General features: G+C 62.1%; 14 protein-coding genes and 1 pseudogene. 5 read left to right on the top strand and 10 right to left on the bottom strand.

What is annotated here, in order from left to right; translation table 11 throughout:
• Positions 1-104 precede the first annotated feature (104 nt).
• Positions 105-1,388 carry a Zn-dependent hydrolase gene (locus ACA071_RS18190; protein ID WP_497640413.1) on the top strand — a complete coding sequence of 428 codons (1,284 nt, stop codon included), beginning with the start codon at positions 105-107 and terminating at the stop codon, positions 1,386-1,388.
• Between the two features lie 52 nt (positions 1,389-1,440).
• Here ACA071_RS18190 and ACA071_RS18185 read toward each other — a convergent pair whose 3' ends face one another.
• Positions 1,441-2,205, bottom strand: a complete 765-nt coding sequence (locus tag ACA071_RS18185; protein ID WP_497640412.1) for a hypothetical protein — start codon at positions 2,203-2,205, stop codon at positions 1,441-1,443.
• Positions 2,206-2,228: 23 nt separating this feature from the next.
• Positions 2,229-3,728, bottom strand: coding sequence for a metallophosphoesterase family protein (locus ACA071_RS18180; RefSeq protein WP_497640411.1), 1,500 nt, complete (start codon positions 3,726-3,728; stop codon positions 2,229-2,231).
• A 266-nt stretch (positions 3,729-3,994) separates the two neighbouring features.
• Here ACA071_RS18180 and ACA071_RS18175 point away from each other — a divergent pair.
• Positions 3,995-4,273, top strand: a pseudogene (locus ACA071_RS18175) (hypothetical protein); the annotation flags it as partial.
• Positions 4,274-4,290: 17 nt separating this feature from the next.
• On the opposite strand, the gene ACA071_RS18170 reads toward ACA071_RS18175, so the two are convergent.
• The 8 genes from ACA071_RS18170 to ACA071_RS18135 all read right to left on the bottom strand — a co-directional run bounded on the left by ACA071_RS18170 (position 4,291) and on the right by ACA071_RS18135 (position 13,393).
• Positions 4,291-5,682, bottom strand: coding sequence for an amidohydrolase family protein (locus ACA071_RS18170; RefSeq protein ID WP_497640410.1), 1,392 nt, complete (start codon positions 5,680-5,682; stop codon positions 4,291-4,293).
• Positions 5,683-5,694: 12 nt separating this feature from the next.
• Positions 5,695-7,050, bottom strand: a complete 1,356-nt coding sequence (locus ACA071_RS18165) for a nucleobase:cation symporter-2 family protein (protein ID WP_497640409.1) — start codon at positions 7,048-7,050, stop codon at positions 5,695-5,697.
• A gap of 90 nt (positions 7,051-7,140) precedes the next feature.
• Entirely contained in the window at positions 7,141-8,181 is a 1,041-nt protein-coding gene (locus tag ACA071_RS18160) for a CobW family GTP-binding protein (RefSeq protein ID WP_497640408.1), read from the bottom strand.
• Positions 8,178-8,789, bottom strand: coding sequence for a UbiX family flavin prenyltransferase (locus ACA071_RS18155; RefSeq protein ID WP_497640407.1), 612 nt, complete (start codon positions 8,787-8,789; stop codon positions 8,178-8,180). The genes ACA071_RS18160 and ACA071_RS18155 overlap by 4 nt, the downstream gene beginning before the upstream one ends.
• On the bottom strand, positions 8,786-10,171 hold the full coding sequence (locus ACA071_RS18150) for a UbiD family decarboxylase (RefSeq protein WP_497640406.1): 1,386 nt from the start codon (positions 10,169-10,171) through the stop codon (positions 8,786-8,788). The genes ACA071_RS18155 and ACA071_RS18150 overlap by 4 nt, the downstream gene beginning before the upstream one ends.
• Before the next feature lie 131 nt (positions 10,172-10,302).
• Entirely contained in the window at positions 10,303-11,208 is a 906-nt protein-coding gene (locus ACA071_RS18145) for an amidohydrolase family protein (RefSeq protein ID WP_134418495.1), read from the bottom strand.
• Between the two features lie 4 nt (positions 11,209-11,212).
• The gene (locus ACA071_RS18140; RefSeq protein WP_497640405.1) at positions 11,213-12,142 is read right to left on the bottom strand and encodes an amidohydrolase family protein; all 930 of its coding nucleotides are present in this window, start codon (positions 12,140-12,142) and stop codon (positions 11,213-11,215) included.
• Positions 12,143-12,499: 357 nt separating this feature from the next.
• A complete protein-coding gene (locus ACA071_RS18135) occupies positions 12,500-13,393 on the bottom strand; it encodes a LysR substrate-binding domain-containing protein (protein WP_497640404.1) in 894 nt (297 codons plus the stop codon).
• 118 nt (positions 13,394-13,511) lie between these two features.
• Here ACA071_RS18135 and ACA071_RS18130 point away from each other — a divergent pair, with 118 nt between their 5' ends.
• From ACA071_RS18130 to ACA071_RS18120, 3 genes are read left to right on the top strand one after another with little or no spacing between them, the layout of a single operon-like run.
• A complete protein-coding gene (locus ACA071_RS18130; protein ID WP_463257605.1) occupies positions 13,512-13,976 on the top strand; it encodes a (2Fe-2S)-binding protein in 465 nt (154 codons plus the stop codon).
• Entirely contained in the window at positions 13,976-16,147 is a 2,172-nt protein-coding gene (locus ACA071_RS18125; RefSeq protein ID WP_497640403.1) for a xanthine dehydrogenase family protein molybdopterin-binding subunit, read from the top strand. Before ACA071_RS18130 ends, ACA071_RS18125 begins: the two co-directional genes overlap by 1 nt.
• A gap of 5 nt (positions 16,148-16,152) precedes the next feature.
• Complete coding sequence (locus ACA071_RS18120) at positions 16,153-17,049, top strand: LysR substrate-binding domain-containing protein (protein ID WP_497640402.1); 897 nt, start codon at positions 16,153-16,155, stop codon at positions 17,047-17,049.
• Positions 17,050-17,117: the final 68 nt, after the last annotated feature.

Genomic DNA, 17,117 nt, shown 5'->3' with positions numbered 1-17,117 from the left:
GCAGCCCGGGACGCTCCGCGTCCCAGAAGCGGACGCAGAGCGTCCATGGATGAATTCCCACGCAGAGCGTGGGAACTATCAGAAAAACAACTGAGGAGATCCCCATGAACGCTGCCGTAGACGTTCTGCAATCCACCCATCAGCACATCAACCGCGACCGCTTGTGGCAGTCGCTCATGGAACTGGCCAAGCTCGGCGCCACGGTCAAGGGCGGCGTCTGTCGTCTGGCCCTGACCGACCTCGACCGCCAGGCCCGGGACATTTTCGTCAACTGGTGCGAGGAGGCCGGCTGCACCGTCACTGTCGACGCCGTCGGCAACATCTTCGCCCGCCGCCCCGGGCGCAACCCGAACCTGCCACCGGTGATGACCGGCAGCCACATCGACACTCAACCCACCGGCGGTAAGTTCGATGGCTGCTTTGGCGTATTGGCCGGCGTCGAAGTGCTGCGCACCCTCAACGACCTCGGTGTGGAAACCGAAGCGCCGCTGGAAGTGGTGGTCTGGACCAACGAAGAAGGCTCGCGCTTCGCCCCGTGCATGATGGGTTCTGGCGTGTTTGCAGAAAAATTCACCCTCGAAGAAACCCTGGCCAAGGTCGATGCCGACGGTGTGACAGTCGGCGAAGCCCTGAACGCCATCGGCTACGCCGGCTCGCGCAAAGTCAGCGGCCATGCCGTCGGCGCTTATTTCGAAGCGCACATCGAGCAAGGCCCGATCCTCGAAGACGAACACAAAACCATCGGCATCGTCATGGGCGCGCTCGGCCAGAAATGGTTCGACCTCAAGCTGCGCGGCGTAGAAGCCCACGCCGGCCCGACTCCGATGCACCTGCGCAAGGACGCCCTGGTCGGTGCCGCTGTGATTGTCGGCGCCGTCAACCGCGCCGCCCTCGGCCATCAACCCCACGCCTGCGGCACCGTCGGTTGCCTGCAGGCCTATCCCGGCTCGCGCAACGTCATCCCCGGCGAAGTGCGCATGACCCTCGACTTCCGTCATCTGGAACCGGCACGCCTGGATTCGATGATCGCCGAAGTTCGCCAAGTCATCGAAACCACCTGCGAGGAACATGGCCTGACCTTCGAGCTGACCCCCACCGCCGACTTCCCGCCGCTGTATTTCGACAAGGGTTGCGTCGAAGCGGTACGCGGCGCCGCCCAAGGACTGGGCTTGTCGCACATGGAAATCGTCAGCGGGGCAGGGCATGACGCAATCTTTCTCGCCGAACTCGGCCCGGCCGGGATGATCTTCGTGCCATGCGAAGGCGGCATCAGCCACAACGAAATCGAAAACGCCGCGCCGCAGGATCTGGCGGATGGCTGTGCGGTGTTATTACGGGCGATGCTGGCGGCGTCGGCGGCGATTGCCAGCGGCGAACTTGCGGCTTGAGTTGAAACTTATCGATTGCTCACGCCCCGACGAGGCGTGAACAATCGATCATTCAGCGGGTTTCCTTGATGTCGTAGCTGTGCTGGATATGGAAGAACCCGCGCGGTGTCTGCTGGGTGCCCAACTGCTGGTAATACGGATACCAATACTTGGCCATGATCCACAGGTATTCCGGGCACGCCGCCCGGGATTCCAGCCCCGGCGTGACGTCAAACTGCGCGGTGTTGTAGACCGCCTCCAGCATGCTCGCCCCGGGCATGCCGATGCCTTCATGGATCGGGTTGGGCGTGCGATCGGCGCCCCAGGCATAGGCCAGCCAGCGCAGGATATGCTCAAGGCTGTCGACCGGCGAACGTGAATGTTTGAAGCGTTCGATGGACTCGCGAATGGTCTTTTGCGGCACCGGTAGCGCAATAACGCAGACGTTTTCCCAATGTGCGGCATCGGCAAAATGGCTCAAGGGTTGTTCCACCACGCCGTTGCGTTTGGTGGCGAACTCGGCCTGTTCCGGCTGAAACAGCGGCACATGCAACGCGGTGGTTTTCGACGCTGCTCGCGGCGCCAGGTTGATGAACGCAGACTCGGACCAATAAGAAGGCAGTAAGTCGTTGCGCAAGTGCGACTGGGCGACTCGCAAACGGAACGCGAGGATATCGATGGCACCGAACAGCGCTATGAACGACCACGCTTTCGGGTCCAGGTCGAGCTTCTGGATCGCTCGCAAAACCCAGGCGTCATTGCCTTCCTGCTTGTTGCGTTTCAACGGTACTAAATCCGGGTTTTTATCCTTTGCCGAAGAATTGCGCGCGTGCGCCATGGCAGATCTCCTGTCGGATCGATTCAATAAAAGCGTAAGAGGTAATTGGCGGTGGACTTGGGTTGCTTGAGCCGGTTGTCGTGACTGACCCCGAAAAAGGTCACTTTCATGTCCAGGCCAAAACCTGATCGGGTGAATTGCAGCACGGCAATCTGATTGCCGTTGCATTGGAAGTAGTTGTCCTCGGTGGTGCGGGACACGATGAAACTGTTGCGGCTGCCGAACTTGTGCGGGCTGTCCTTTTCCTCCGGTGCCGCAGGGTAACCGGGCCAGTCCTTGCCGCGCAGTTTGTCCATTGCAATGTCCGCCAGGGAAGAGCGCGGGATCATGGTCGATGGCGAGCAGATCACTTCGTACAGCATCGGTGTCGGTTGCGAGCCGTGACGGGCGGCACACACGCGGCTCCAATGCACATCGCCAGTCAGGAACACCACCGGAATGCCCTGTGTGGCCAGGCGCTCAAGTTGCACCTCGATCAATTCGAACTGCTGATAGTTAGCCAGGTCGGCATCGACGTACTTCTTGCTGAAATCTCCCGGCGGCTTGGTAAACAAGGGTTGGCCGGCCGACAACACGCCGACTTTCGGTGTGTGGTTCTGCTTGGCCAGAATCAAATCGTCGGCCCATTTTTGCAGGGCCATTGCCGCATCGTCGGGCATCAGGCGCTTGAAATCTTCGTCGCGCCGGGTGCGGGTGTCGAGCATCAGGATGATCAGCGGATCGACTTCGATGCGCTGGAATCCGGGGATGTCCTGGGGCGTCCTGGCCGGCCCGCCCAACTGGAAACCGGCGTACAGGTCCATGGCCGTGTCGGACCAGTCCTGCTTGTCGACAAACACCAGCGGCGGTAGCTGAAACTGATCGAGCGGGTAGTTGTTCCAGAACTCATGGTCATCCGGGATGCAGGCCGTCGGCGCCGTTCTGAACACCGATTGCAAGCCGCCGGTACCGAGCGAGTCGGAGCACCAGTTCTTGTAGTACTTCTGGCCGATCAGTTGCTGCACGCCGTCCAGGCTGAAACGCCACGAAGGAATCACCGGCACGTCCAGATACACCTGATCGCCCAGCATCAGACTCAAATGTGGCTTGAAGCCAGAGGGCAGGTGCGCGACGGCGTTCTCCAGAGCCTTGTCATCGCCATTGGGCTGGTAGTAGCAGGACGTCAGCAGAATATTGAGCGGGGCGCCGGCGGTTGGCACCGCATCGGGTTGGGAGACGAACGCCAGGTTGTATTCCACACCGTTGGCGACAATCCGAAAACAGTGATTGATGCCGGCGCCGAGGCGCGCAAAGGTGAACACGCCTTGGTGGTTCAGCGGTTTTTCGGCGGCGTTCTTTACACCATCGTCGATCGGATACAGTTTTTCGTCGGGGGCGGGTTTGGCCGTGGCTTGCGCGGTCGGTGTCAGGCCGAGGAAGAACGTCGGTAACGTCGGATTGTCGAGGCCAAACAGGCCAACCCACAGCTGTACCGTGCCTTTTTTCGCGGGGGCGCTGATCAACGGGCGGGCGACCAGAATCATTGGCTGTCTCCTTTACCTGCCTGGGTTTCCATACAAAGCCAGGGCCGGACACTGCTTGAAGTGGGGCGGGTGTGTCCATCAACTTTAGAACAGAGTGGGGCGGGCATCGAAAAAACTTATGGAAAGGCCAGATGCATGGCTGCCAACGTCAAAAGATCGCAGGCTTCGCCAGCTCCTACATTGCGGATCGTTCCCACGCTCCTGCGTGGGAATGCCTCAAAGGACGCTCCGCGTTCGGCTTTTAATGGGACGCAGAGCGTCCCGGGCTGCATTCCCACGCGGAGCGTGGGAACGATCATTGCGGTGGGTTCAGTGCGGAGCGTGGGAACGATCATTGCGGTGGGTTCAGTGCGGAGCGTGGGAACGATCATTGCGGTGGGTTCAGTGCGGAGCGTGGGAACGATCATTGCGGTGGGTTCAGTGCGGAGCGTGGGAACGATCATTGCGGTGGGTTCAGTGCGGAGCGTGGGAACGATCATTGCGGTGGGTTCAGTGCGGAGCGTGGGAACGATCGTTGCGGTGGGTTCAGTGCAGAGCGTGGGAACGATCGTTGTGGCGCGGCTCAGTTGTCATCCTGGCCCATCAGCTGCCTCACCCCATCCCACGCTTCTGCGCGCATCCGCTCCACATCCAGCCCCGGGATCACGCCGTCGTCCACCACTACACGCCCGCCGACAAGGCTATAACGCACGACAATCGGCTCGCCCGCGACCACCGGAGCTACGGCAATATCGTGGAAGCCAAAGAACCGTGGATGATCCAGCCCGTAGATCACCAGGTCAGCCGCTTGGCCAATCTCCAGCGTCCCGACCGCGCCCAACCCCAGCACCTGCGCACCTCCGGCCGTACCCCAATGAATCACGTCTTCAGCGGTGGTCGCCGAGGCCCCTTGCTCGGCGCGATGGATCAGCCAAGCGGTGTGCGCTTCGCCGACCATGCTCCCGGATTCATTGGACGCCACGCCATCGACCCCCAGCGAAATCGGCACGCCGGCCTCGACCATTTGCGGCACTGGCGCGACGCCGCTGCCCAGGCGCGCATTGCTCACCGGGCAATGGGAAATGCCGGTGCCGGTTTGCGCGAGCATGCGGATCTCGCCGGGTTGCAGGTGCACGGCGTGGGCGAACCAGACGTCGGGGCCGAGCCATTCGTGTTCGGCGACGAATTCCACCGGCAGGCAGTTGTATTTCTCACGGCAGAAGTTGACGTAGTTCTGCGTCTCCGACAGGTGCGTGTGCAGGCGCAAGTTGAGCCCTCGGGCGGTGTGGGCCAGTTCCCGGAGCAAGGTCGGTGGCAGGGAGAAGGTCGGCGTGGTGGGTGCGACCACCACCCGGCGCATCGCGTCCGGGGTGTCCTGGTGATAACGGGACTTGAGCCGCTCGATGTCGCCGACCATTTGATCAAGCGTCTCCGGTTGCAGCGCGGTTTTCGAGAACCCCGGATGGGCGCTGGCGGATTCCAGCGCGCCGCCCCGGCACAGGACGAAGCGCATACCGAACTCATCGGCGGTGTCGAACAGCGTATCGCCGCTCTCGGTGCTGCCGTTGGCGTGGTAAAGGTAGTGGTGATCAGCGCAGGTGGTGACGCCGGACAGCAGCAATTCCGCCATCCCCAGCCGTGCGGCGATCTTGGTCAGCTGCGGGGTAAAGCGGTTGAGACGCGGGTAGGGCACGCTGGCGAGCCAGCCTTGAAGGTCCTGGTTCAAACCTTCGGGTACGGCTTTGAGCAGGTTCTGGAACAGGTGATGGTGGGTGTTGATCCAGCCTGGATAGACCACCGAATTACGTGCATCGATTATCCGTTCGCCGGGTTGCGCCTCCAGTCCGACGGCCATTTCGGCGATGCGGCCATTGACGATGCGAATGTCGACATTGCCAGCTCGGGCACGCGGGTCGCGCAGGCCGGTCATCACGGCCACGGGGTTTTTGATCAGGATATTTTGCAGTTGAGTCATGGTCGGCTCCGGTCAGAGGATGTGGGAGGCAGATTTGCTGGCGGCGGCATCGGGAACGCTGACGCCATTGAGCGCAGCGTTGAGCAGCACCGACACCAGGCAGGCGATCACCACGCTGCTGTGCAGGAACGGCTGGCACCACTCGGGCATTTGCTTGAACAGGGTCGGCGCGAGCACCGGCACCAGGGCGGCGGCGATGGTGAAACCGACGATCAACACGTTGTAGCGATTGCGCTCGTAATCGACCTTGGCCAGGGTCTGAATCCCCGCCGCCGCGACCACGCCAAACATCGCGATGCCGGCACCCCCCAGTGCTGCGGTGGGCATGGACGCGATGATCGCCCCGGCCTTGGGCACCAGCGCCACCGAGCACATCAGCAAGCCGCTGATCGCCACCACCCAGCGACTGCGCACGCCGGTCAGAATCACCAGCCCGACGTTTTCCATAAAGGCAATGAACGGAAACGCCGCGAACATCCCGGCGATGGTGCTGGCCAGGCCATTGGCGCGCAGGCCATTGATCACTTGTTTCTCTTCTACCGGTTTATCGACGATGTCGCCGATGGCCACGAACAGCCCCATGGACTCGACCATCTGCACGATCATCACCACCACCATCGTGGCAATCGGGATCAGGCTGAACGTCGGCAAACCGAAGTAGAACGGGTAGGGCACGGTGAGCCACGGCGATTCCTCCACGCTGTGGAAACTACCCATGCCTAACCCGTAGGCCAGCCCCGCGCCGACCAACATGCCGACGAGCACCGCCATGTTGCGCATCATCGGGCTGCCGTAACGGTTGACCAACAGGATGGTCGCCAGCACCACGGCGGCGACGGCGAGGTAGGCCGGCGCGCCGAAATTGCTGGCGTTGCGCCCGCCGCCGACCCACTCATAGGCAATCGGAAACAACTGCAAACCGATGACGGTGACGATGCAACCCGTCACCACTGGCGGAAAGAACCGGCGCAATCGACCCACGAACGGCGCGGCGAGCATGGTAAAAATCCCCGCGCCGATCACCGCGCCGCAGACCCCGGCAAACCCGACCTGCGGGTTGGTGCCGATGGCGATCACCGGGCCGACACTGCTGAACGCCACGCCCTGGAGGATCGGCAAGCGCACGCCGAATTTCCAGAAGCCGACGGTTTGCAACAACGTGGCGATACCGGAGCAGAACAGCGTGGTGCTGATCAGCACGACGGTATCGGCCTGGGACATTTTCAACGCGCTGGCGACAATCAACGGCACGGCGATGGCGCCGATGTACGAGACGGCCATGTGCTGCAGACCGAGGGTGAGCATTTGCCGGACCGGTAGAATCTGGTCGACCGGGTGCACGGTGGAGACGGTAGTGGCTGACGACATGGGGAAACACCTCTTGCTGTTTTTGTGCTGTAGAGAGGGGTATTCGTTCTATGTGCCCGGAACCGCCATCCACCGGCTCCGATGCCGTGTTCAGCCTGCCAGGCAGGCGGCAAAGCCCTGGTTCAGCGCCGCGCGGTCCAGGTCGCGGCCGATGAACACGATTTTGCTGGAGCGCGGTTCCGTGCCCCACGAGGTCGAAGCGCGGAACTCGACCAGGCTGTGCACGCCTTGCAGCACGTAGCGTTGGTCCTGGTCCTCCACTGACAACACGCCTTTCATGCGGTAAAGGTTGTCGGCCTGCTCGGTGCGCAACGTGCTGATCCAGCGGTGGAATGCGCCGAGGTTCACCGCGCCGTCCACGGCGATGCCGACTGAAGACACGCTCGGGTCGTGCTCATGGTCTGGTTCGTCGTGATGATGTTCCTCGGCGTGATGGTCGTGCTCCGAACCGATTTCCATCAACTTTTGAGTCGATTCAAACGCACCGATGCCAAGGATTTTGGTCAGGTCGATCTCGGCATAACTGGACGTCACCACCTCCGCCGTCGCGTTCAATCCGCGAATCTTGCCCCGCAGCGCTTCCACGTCTGCGGTGCTGACCAGATCGACCTTGTTGATCACGATCCGGTCGGCACACACGATCTGATCCACCGCCTGGTTGTCCACGCCATCGAGTTGCAAATCCTCCAGGTGCTGGGCGATGTGCTTGGCGTCGACCATGGTCACGATGGCGTCGAGTTCCACTTCGTCGGCAATCGGGTCGTTGATGAAAAAGCTCTGGGCCACCGGGTATGGATCGGCCAGGCCACTGGTTTCGATCAGGATGTGATCCAGGCGCACCGGGCGCGCCACCAGTTCGCGGACGATGCGCACCAGGTCTTCGCGGACTTCGGCGGTGCAGCACACGCAGCCGTTGACCATCTCGTAGATTTCTTCGGTTTCGGAGCTGAGCACCAGGTCGCCATCGATGCCGACTTCGCCGAATTCGTTTTCGATCACGGCGATTTTGCGTCCGTGGTTTTCCTTGAGGATGTAGTTCAGCAGGGTGGTTTTGCCGGCGCCGAGGAAGCCTGTGAGGATGGTCACCGGGATTTTGCGGTTAGGGGTTGGGGCGTTGAATGGGCTGTTCATGCGAGCTCCTTCTGTGTTGCTGATTGGCCGGCGCACACTGGGCCGGGTTCACCCCAGCGCAACGCGGTACCGGCATCGAGGCCGAACAGGTCGAGGACACGGCCGAGGCTGTGATCGACCATTTGCGAAAGGTTGTGCGGGCGGGCGTAGAAGGCGGGCACCGGCGGGGCGATGATCCCGCCCATCTCGGTGACGGCCGTCATGTTGCGCAGGTGCGCGAGGGTCAGCGGGGTTTCCCGGGCCATCAACACCAGGGTGCGGCGTTCCTTCAAGGTGACGTCGGCGGCGCGGCCGATCAGCCCGGAAGAGGTGCCGGTGGCAATCTCTGCCAGGGTGCGCATGGAGCACGGCGCGACCACCATGCCCAAACAACGAAACGAACCGCTGGCAATCCCGGCGGCCACATCGTCGGCCCGGTGGTAATGGCTGGCCAGGGCGGTGACGTCGGCAAGTTTGTAGTCGGTTTCATGGGCCATGGTCAGCAGCGCGGCACGGCTGATGATCAGGTGGGTTTCGATGTTCAGTCCGGCGAGCAATTCCAGCAGGCGCACCCCGTAGATAAACCCCGACGCACCGCTGATGCCAACCACCATCCGCTGACGGTTCATGACAGATAGCCCTTGAGCAAGGTGCGCGCTCGCTCGATCACGTCCTGATCCAGTTGCGCCTTGATCCCGTCGAAGCCCGAGCCACGTGTGGCGTCGAGGCCCATACGCGAAGTGGTGCCGTTGACCGAGGACGATGGGTCGAGCGGACTGCCGGGCAAGCCGTCGATGACGAAGATGTCCTGATGCGGCTGAAAGTGCGTGGCCAGGGCCCACAACACTTGGCTGTCGTCGGTGATGTCGATGTCGCTGTCCACCGCGATCACGGTTTTCAGGTACGGGTCCCAGCCGAGCAGGGCGAGCATGATCTGCCGCGCCTCGCCGTCGCGGCTTTGATCCAGTGCCACATAGCAATGAAAGTGCGTGCCGGAGTTCGGGTAGTGCACGGCGGTGACAGCCGGGAAACGCGCCTTGAGTTTTTCACTCATTTCCGCTTCCCGAGGCAGTCGCGCCAGGGTCAGGTGTTCGGCGTAACGCCCGCCGACCACGTCCACCAGCCAGGCATCCTTACGGCGCATCAGGGTGTCGACGCGCAATACGTTGTTGGTCGAGCGATCCGAGGAATAGCCGCTGAATTCGCCGAACGGACCTTCCTCGGCATAGGCCGCCGGGTCGATGGCGCCTTCGAGCACAAACTCGGCGTAGGCCGGCACACCGATGCCGTAGCGCGGAGTCTTGACCAGTTCCAGCGCCGAACCAAACAAGCCACCGGCCACCGCACGTTCGTCGCTGCCGTAGGGCAAGCGTGCGGCGGCGGCGAGCATGAACAAGGGATGCGCGCCGACCACCATCGCCACGCGCAACTCTTCGCCGCGCTCGCGAGCGGTTTGCAGCATGCGCCACAGGTGTCCTCGTGAATGCAGGCTGGTGGCGAGGGTCTGGCGGGCATGGCGCATCGAGCGGTGATAGCTCATGTTGGCGATGCCGGTGACCGGGTCCTCGGCAATGATGATGGCGTTGGTAATGTACGGCCCGCGATCACTGTCGAAGTGCTTGAGCATCGGCAGCAGCGCCAGATCCACCGCTTCGCCTTCGAAGATTTGGTCCAGCACCGGACCGGTTTCCACGTAGCGCGGCGGGATCGGCTGGTTGGCGCGGGCCTGGAAAGTTTCGTGCAGCTGCGCCGGCGTCACGCCGAAGATTCGCGCAATGCGGGTCCGGGAGGCGAACAGGTTGGTCGCCACCGGCACACCGAACCGGCCGACTTTTTCGCAGATCAGCAACGGGTCACGACCCTGGCTGGCCAGGGCATCAACCAGGGCGGTGACGTCCTGGTCGGCCGAAAGCTGTTGTTGAACGGTCAGCACATCGTCCGGGTACTGCCGGCGATAGGCGTCGATGAAAGCGTGGAAGTCTTGGGTATCGCCGAGCGTCGAGAGGGTCATGGTTTCACCTCGTAAAAAGCAGGCGCGCAGGGGATCGGCGACGTTCGATCGACAAGCCGTTGGCCTGCCGGTCGATCGAACGCCGGTTCATCTGAACGCCTGAAAGGTCGCTGTGCTCTGGTTTAAAAAGCCTAGAGGTACGTCGTGGTCAGACGAATGTCCGCCTCGATCAGGTCCTTGGGTGGCGGCGTCGGTTCGATGCCGCACAACCGGGCGATGTTGTTGCCCAGGTAGTCCTCAAGGTGATCCTCGTCGATGCCCAGACCCTGCGGCGCCGGTGAGCACAACACCTCGAGTTCGCGCAGCCACATCCCCGGTTCGTTAGGCGGTGAGTCAGTGCCGAACACGATCTTGTTGCGCGGCAACTCCTTGGCGAATTCGACGATCCGCGACTGGAAGCACCAGCCGGATTCGCAGTACACGTTCGGCGTGTCCATGGCCATCCAGAACGCTTCGAACGAGTAGTTGCCACCGGTCTGGATGCCGAAGTGGCCGATGATGAAGTTGACCATCGGGAACTCGCGGATGATCGGGTAGAACATCGTCGGGATGGTGTACGGGCCATCGCCGGTGTGGATCAGCACCACGATGTTGTACTTGGCGCAGACCTTCATCGCCGGACGCAACCAGTCCAGGGCGCGGTCCGGGCGATAACCGTGCATGTTGGCGTGCAGCTTGAGCATCTTGAAGCCGTATTCCTTGATATGGAATTCCAGCTCCGCGGCACCGTTTTCCGGCCCCCAGCGCGGGTTGAAGTTGAAGTTGCCGATGAAACGGTCGGGGTACTTCATGCAGAGCTCGGCGATGTACGACATGTAGTCGCGCACGCCCTCACGGCCGCGACGGTTGCCGTCGCGATACCCAGTGTTGCCCGGTGGCGGCTGGATGAAGCCCATGTCGATACGGCGTGGCTTGCCGTTGATCATGTACGGGCCGTCCATCAGCTTGAGCATGCGCTCGCCAGTGAACGGTTCCCCGGTGTGGCGCCAGGCCTCGTCGACCAGGTTGGTGGGGTGCAGATGGGTGTCGATAATCATCGGTTCAGCTCCTGGCCAGTTGGGTGGTGACGGGGCGCTTGAGTTGCGCCTCTGCTTCGCTGACAGTGCGCGGCGGCGGAGTCGGCTCCAGGCCGATCATCCGCGCGGTGTTGTTGCCCAGGTACTCTTCGAGGGTGTCCTCGTCGAGGTTGAGCCCTTGGGGCGGCTCATGGCAGAGCACTTCCAGCAGGCGCAGCCACATGCCCGGTTCGTTCGGCGGAGTGTCGGTGCCGAAGAGGATTTTGTGGGTCGGCAGGACCTTGGCGAACTCGACGATCCGCGATTGCAGGCACCAGCCCGATTCGCAGTAGACGTTGGGCAATTCCATCGCCCATTGCATCGGTTCGAACACGTAGACGCCGCCGGTCTGCACGCCGAAGTGGGCCATGATGAAATCGACGTTGGGGAATTCCTTGATCATCGGCACCCATTCCGACGGGATGCTGTACGGTCCGTCACCGGTGTGCAGCTTGACCGGGATGCCCAGCTCGGCGCATTTCTCGAAGCACGGACGGACCCAGTCCAGTGCGCGGTCGGGACGGTAGGCGTGCATGTTGGCCTGCATCTGGACCATCTTGAAGCCGTGTTCGGTGACGTAGCGCTCGATGGCTTCGACGCCGTTTTCCACCCCGCAGCGCGGGTTGTAGACGAAGCAGCCGATGAAGCGGTCCGGGTAGGTCTGGACCATTTTCAGGGTGTAGGCCATGTAGGCGTCGATGGATTCGCGACCGGTCAGGTCGCCGTCGGTCCAGGTGTAAATGGTGTTGCCCTGGGGCGGCTGGATGAAGGCTTTGTCGATGCGGCGAGGTTTGCCATTGACCATGTAGGGGCCATCCATCATCTCCAGCAGACGCTCGCCGGTGAACGGGTCACCGTCATGCCTCCAGGCGAGGTCCACCAGGTCGGTGGGATAGCAACTGATATCGATGATCATTGAAGTCGATCTCCTGATAGCGGGGAAGGGAGCCTTTGGGCTCACAGCAACCACGTCCCGGGTTATCGGCCATTTCTATGCGCATGAACGCGCATTCCCTCGCCTGGTCGCATCCGGTTCGGGACGCTGGTTGCTTGGGAGGAAGTATTGGGAGGGGGTGTTCGGTTCGTACAATATTAATTGGGCGGGGTGTTGATATGTGTTCGATATCGGGCGGCAAACCGATCGTTCCCACGCTCTGCATACCGATCGTTCCCACGCTCTGCGTGGGAATGCCGCCCGGGACGCTCCGCGTCCCATTGGAACGCGGAGCGTCCCTTGATGCATTCCCACGCGTAGCGTGGGAACGATCAGCGATCAGTGCTCGAAGGTGCGTCGGGCCAGGTTTTTGATCACCTCAACCACCGGCGCCACTCGTTCAGCCTGCCCCGGCGGCCACACCGCGTAGAGGTTGTAGTGCGCTGGAATCTGCGCCTCGTTCAGCTCCACCAACCGCCCGCAGCGCAAGGCGTCCGCTGCCAACAATCCGCGCACCAGTCCGGCGCCAACCCCGGCCTCGGCGGCAGCAATCAAATTCGCCGCATTATCAAAAACCACCCGTGCCGAAGGTTCAACCGGGGTCATTCCCGCCGCATCCAGCCATGGAATCCACGACCGGCGCGTATACCCCAGCAACGGCAATTCCAGCACCTGCGCTGGAGTCATCGGCACCTGCAAACCATGCCGTTCCAGCAACGCAGGCGAGGCCACGGCCCGAACGCTGTCGCCACAAATCTGCGACATCTCGCAGTCGTCCCAATCGCCATAGCCGTAGCGCAACGCCAAATCCACGCGCTCAAATGCGCTGCGATCCGAACGCGGCATCGACAGCAACACCACCTCATGCTCCGGCAATAAATCCAGCAATTCGGGCAAGCGCGGATTGAGCCAGCTCTGCGCCAGTTCGCTGTCCACGTCTATTGTCAGCCGTTGCGCCACGCTGCGGTTTTTCACCGAGGACAATGCCCGGTCAATCTGCGCCAAGCCGTCGGACAACACGCTGGCAAACAACTGCCCGGCGTCAGTCAGGTTGCTACCGCCGCCTTCACGGACGAACAGCGGCTGGCCGATGAAGTCTTCCAGCGAACGGATCTGCTGGCTGATGGCGCTGTGGGTCAGATCAAGTTTGCGCGCGGCGCTGGAGAAGCTGCCGCTGCGGGCGGCCTGGATAAACGCGCTCATGGACTGCACCGACGGGTATCGCTTGTACATGCTGTTAGTCCTACTTACACAGGATGGCAGAAATCGTCGCTGGCCGGCTTTTGCGCGGGCTTCCAATAATCGATCACCAGGCCTGCACAAAGACGGGCCGCTCTCTTGGAGCCTGACAATGATCGAATTCACGGTAAACGGCGAACGACACGAGCTGGTAGAGGCGTCGCCCTCCATGCCCTTGTTATGGGTGTTGCGTGATCACTTGAAACTTACCGGCACCAAATTCGGCTGCGGTATGGGCCTGTGTGGTGCCTGCACCGTGCACCTGGACGGTGTCGCGGTGCGCTCCTGCCAACTGCCGGTGGCCGCCGTGGCGGGGCATCGCATTACCACCATCGAAGGCTTGTCGCCCACCGAACAGCATCCGCTGCAATTGGCCTGGGTTGCCGAAGATGTGCCGCAATGCGGTTACTGTCAATCCGGGCAGATCATGTCCGCCGCCGCGTTGCTCAATACCGGGGCGGCGGTTAATGATGAGTCGATCCGCAACGCCATGTCCGGCAACCTGTGCCGCTGCGGCACCTACGGGCGGATCAACAAAGCCATCAAGCGCGCGGCGTCCGCGCCGAAGGAGGCGTGATGACTCCTTTGTCGCGCCGGGACTTTCTCAAACACTCGGCCACCGTGACGGCGGGGCTGGCGATTGCGTTCCATTTGCCCTCGGGGATCGCGGCGACGCCAAGTGAATTCGAACCCAATGCCTGGGTTCGGGTGTTGCCCGACGGCACGGTGAAACTGGTGGTGCACAAGCACGATTCCGGCACCGGCACCCAGACTGCATTGGCTGCGTGCGTGGCCGAGGAACTGGACGTCAACCCGATGACCGTGCAGGTGATCACCCCGGAAAATCCATTCTTCGAAGCCTACATTCATCCGGTCTGGAAGGTCTTTTCCACGGGCGGCAGCACCAGCGTTTCCCTGGAATACGATCGTTTGCGCAGGGCCGGTGCCACGGCGCGGGCGCTGTTGATCGCGGCGGCGGCCAAACAGTGGAACGTCAGCCCCGACACCTGCACCACCGAAGAGGGCCGGGTGCTGCACAGCAGCAGCCAACGCAGCCTTGGGTACGGCGAGCTGGTGGCGGTTGCCGCTCAGTTGCCTGCACCGACCACGGTGACGCTGAAAGACCCGGCGCAGTTCAAATACATCGGCAAACTGCGGCACAAACGCGATGCCGCAGCCAAGGTTTGCGGGCGCTTCAAATACAGCATCGATGTGGTGTTGCCGCAGATGCTGGTGGCGGTGATTCAACGGGCGCCCGTGGTTGGGGCGAAAGTGCTGTCGGTGGATTCCGTCGCTGCGTTGCAAGTGCCGGGCGTGCGCAAAGTAATCGCGATTCCCGGTCGCCCGGATGTGCTCGGCGGCAATCTGGAAGGGGTCGCGGTATTGGCCGATACCTATTGGGCGGCGCATCAGGGCCGTGCCGTGCTTGAGGTGAAGTGGAGCGACTCGCCGCTGGCCGGGTTCGACAGCGATGAACTGGTGAAAGCGCAGACAGCCGCACTGGATGACAAAGCGGCACAGCGGGTCACTGCGATGGCGGCGGGCGATGTCAGCACTCAATGGCCGAACGCGGCGAAGCTGCTCGAAGCCGATTACCGCATGCCCTACAAGGTGCAAAACCCGCTTGAGCCGATCTGCATCACCGCCCAGGTCAAGGACAACGTCATCATTTACTGGGGCGGGGTTCAGGTGCCATCGTCGGCGCTTGAGGCGGCCGAAACCGTATGCAAAATCGCCAAGGACAAAGTCACGATCAACGAGCTGGTGTCCGGCGGCAGCTTCGGTGCCCGGGAATCCAAATACTGGCTGTTCGAAGTCGCCTATTTGGCGCAACAAGCGAAGGTCCCGGTCAAGTTGATGAACAGCCGCGAAGATGAAATGCGCGCGCTGTTCATGCACCCGGCGACGCTGCATCGGATCAAAGGCGCCCTAGACGCTGAAGGCCGGCTGACTGCGTTGCAACTCAACGCCGTGTCGCCGGCCTCGCCGGAACAATGGGAACCGGGCTATTTCGAACGCCCGGACAAGATGGATTACAGCACCACCGAAGCGATAACCGCGTGGGACTTCGCTTATCGGCCGCCGCACCTCGACCTGGCCTGGGTCAGGCACGAAAGCAACGTACCCAGCGGCTGGTATCGCTCAGTCAGCTTCATTCCCAATGTGTTCGCCGTGGAAAGTTTCATGGATGAATTGGCCCACAGCGCCGGGCAGGATCCGTTGGCCTTTCGCCTGGCCAACATGAAGGATCGACCCCGGCATGTCGCGGTGCTCAAAAGCGCCGCCGAACGCGCCGGCTGGGGCCAGCCGTTACCGGAAGGCACCGCGCTGGGGATCGCGACGAATCAGGGCTACACCAGCTTCATCGCCGTGGTCGCCCGAGTCTCGAAAAAGGACGGCGTGACCCAGGTCGAGAAACTCACCTGCGTGGTTGATTGCGGCTTGGCGGTGTCGCCGGGCGGGGTCGAAGAGCAAATCTACGGCGGCCTGATGTGGGGCTTCGGCCATGCGCTGTTTGATCGGCTGGACATCAAACAGGGCAGGGTGGTGCAGAGCAATTTCCATGATTATCGCGTGACCCGGATGTCGGACATGCCGGTAACGGACATCCTCGTGCTGGACGGCGAGCCGAGCAAACCCGGAGGTGTCGGTGAGTTGGGCAGCCCGTCGGTGGCCCCGGCCATCGCCAACGCGCTGTTCAGCCTGACCGGCGTGCGTCAGCGCTCGACGCCACTGACCCTCGGATAGCCGCCATGGACCTGCGCTTGCTGCGTTACTTCATGGCCCTGGCTGAAGAACTGCATTTCGGCCGGGCCGCCGAGCGCTTGCACATCTGCCAGCCGCCACTGAGCCAGCAGATTCGCTTGCTGGAAGAGGAACTCGGCACGCCGTTGTTCGAGCGCACGCATCATCGGGTGGAGTTAACGGCAGCGGGGCAGATGCTCAAGGAACAGGCGCCGCTGGTCTTCGAACAATTGAACCGCGCACTGGACCTGACTCGCCAGACCGGGCGTGGGCAATTGGGCGAGCTGGAGATAGGCATGATCAGCTCGGTGATGGTCGGCGTTCTGCCCCGGGCCTTGCACCTGTTTCGCGAACGCTATCCGCAGATCAATTGGCGCTTACACGAGATGACCCCGGCGGCGCAGGTCAAGGCGTTGAAGGCTAAACGCATCGACGCCTGCGTGTTTCGAGTCGGCTCTGATGATCCGCAGTTGCGCAATGAACTGCTGATTTATGAGCCGATCCGCGTGGTGATGCCGACGGATCACCCGTTGGCCCAACGCGAAAGTCTGGCGCCTGCGGACCTGGCGCAGGAACCGTTTGTGGCGCTGGAGCTCAAGCAGTCGCGGTTTGCCGATTTCCTTTATCAGTGCTGCATCAAGGCCGGATTTACCCCGCAGATCCGTCAGCAAGTGATCGAAGTGCAGACCTTGCTCAGCTTGGTGCGGGCCGGGTTCGGCGTGGCGTTGCTGCCGGCCTCCATCGAGCAGATGGCCCCGGCCGGCCTGGTCTTCCGCCGCCTGACCCCGGCGCTGCCGGAAGTGCCGCTGTACGTCACCTACCGCGCCGACGATGCCTCGCCGGTGCTCAAGTTGTTTCTCGATACGTTGCGTGAGTTGATCGTAGAGGACCGCGTTAAACCCTGAGTTGATGCAAGCCCCCTCGCCACAGGGACTGTATTCGCACGTTCGTAAGCCCGTGCGGTCGTACTCTT

The organism is Pseudomonas sp. LBUM1646, assembly GCF_059716165.1.
The sequence above is the reverse complement of the archived record's forward strand: the minus strand, read 5'-3'. Positions and strand labels throughout refer to the sequence as shown.

What these genes read in the sequence shown, in the direction of transcription:
- ACA071_RS18190 (WP_497640413.1), top strand. Translation starts at nt 105, where the DNA reads ATGAACGCTGCCGTAGACGTTCTGCAATCCACCCATCAGCACATCAAC.
- ACA071_RS18185 (WP_497640412.1), bottom strand. Translation starts at nt 2,205, where the DNA reads ATGGCGCACGCGCGCAATTCTTCGGCAAAGGATAAAAACCCGGATTTA.
- ACA071_RS18180 (WP_497640411.1), bottom strand. Translation starts at nt 3,728, where the DNA reads ATGATTCTGGTCGCCCGCCCGTTGATCAGCGCCCCCGCGAAAAAAGGC.
- ACA071_RS18170 (WP_497640410.1), bottom strand. Translation starts at nt 5,682, where the DNA reads ATGACTCAACTGCAAAATATCCTGATCAAAAACCCCGTGGCCGTGATG.
- ACA071_RS18165 (WP_497640409.1), bottom strand. Translation starts at nt 7,050, where the DNA reads ATGTCGTCAGCCACTACCGTCTCCACCGTGCACCCGGTCGACCAGATT.
- ACA071_RS18160 (WP_497640408.1), bottom strand. Translation starts at nt 8,181, where the DNA reads ATGAACAGCCCATTCAACGCCCCAACCCCTAACCGCAAAATCCCGGTG.
- ACA071_RS18155 (WP_497640407.1), bottom strand. Translation starts at nt 8,789, where the DNA reads ATGAACCGTCAGCGGATGGTGGTTGGCATCAGCGGTGCGTCGGGGTTT.
- ACA071_RS18150 (WP_497640406.1), bottom strand. Translation starts at nt 10,171, where the DNA reads ATGACCCTCTCGACGCTCGGCGATACCCAAGACTTCCACGCTTTCATC.
- ACA071_RS18145 (WP_134418495.1), bottom strand. Translation starts at nt 11,208, where the DNA reads ATGATTATCGACACCCATCTGCACCCCACCAACCTGGTCGACGAGGCC.
- ACA071_RS18140 (WP_497640405.1), bottom strand. Translation starts at nt 12,142, where the DNA reads ATGATCATCGATATCAGTTGCTATCCCACCGACCTGGTGGACCTCGCC.
- ACA071_RS18135 (WP_497640404.1), bottom strand. Translation starts at nt 13,393, where the DNA reads ATGTACAAGCGATACCCGTCGGTGCAGTCCATGAGCGCGTTTATCCAG.
- ACA071_RS18130 (WP_463257605.1), top strand. Translation starts at nt 13,512, where the DNA reads ATGATCGAATTCACGGTAAACGGCGAACGACACGAGCTGGTAGAGGCG.
- ACA071_RS18125 (WP_497640403.1), top strand. Translation starts at nt 13,976, where the DNA reads ATGACTCCTTTGTCGCGCCGGGACTTTCTCAAACACTCGGCCACCGTG.
- ACA071_RS18120 (WP_497640402.1), top strand. Translation starts at nt 16,153, where the DNA reads ATGGACCTGCGCTTGCTGCGTTACTTCATGGCCCTGGCTGAAGAACTG.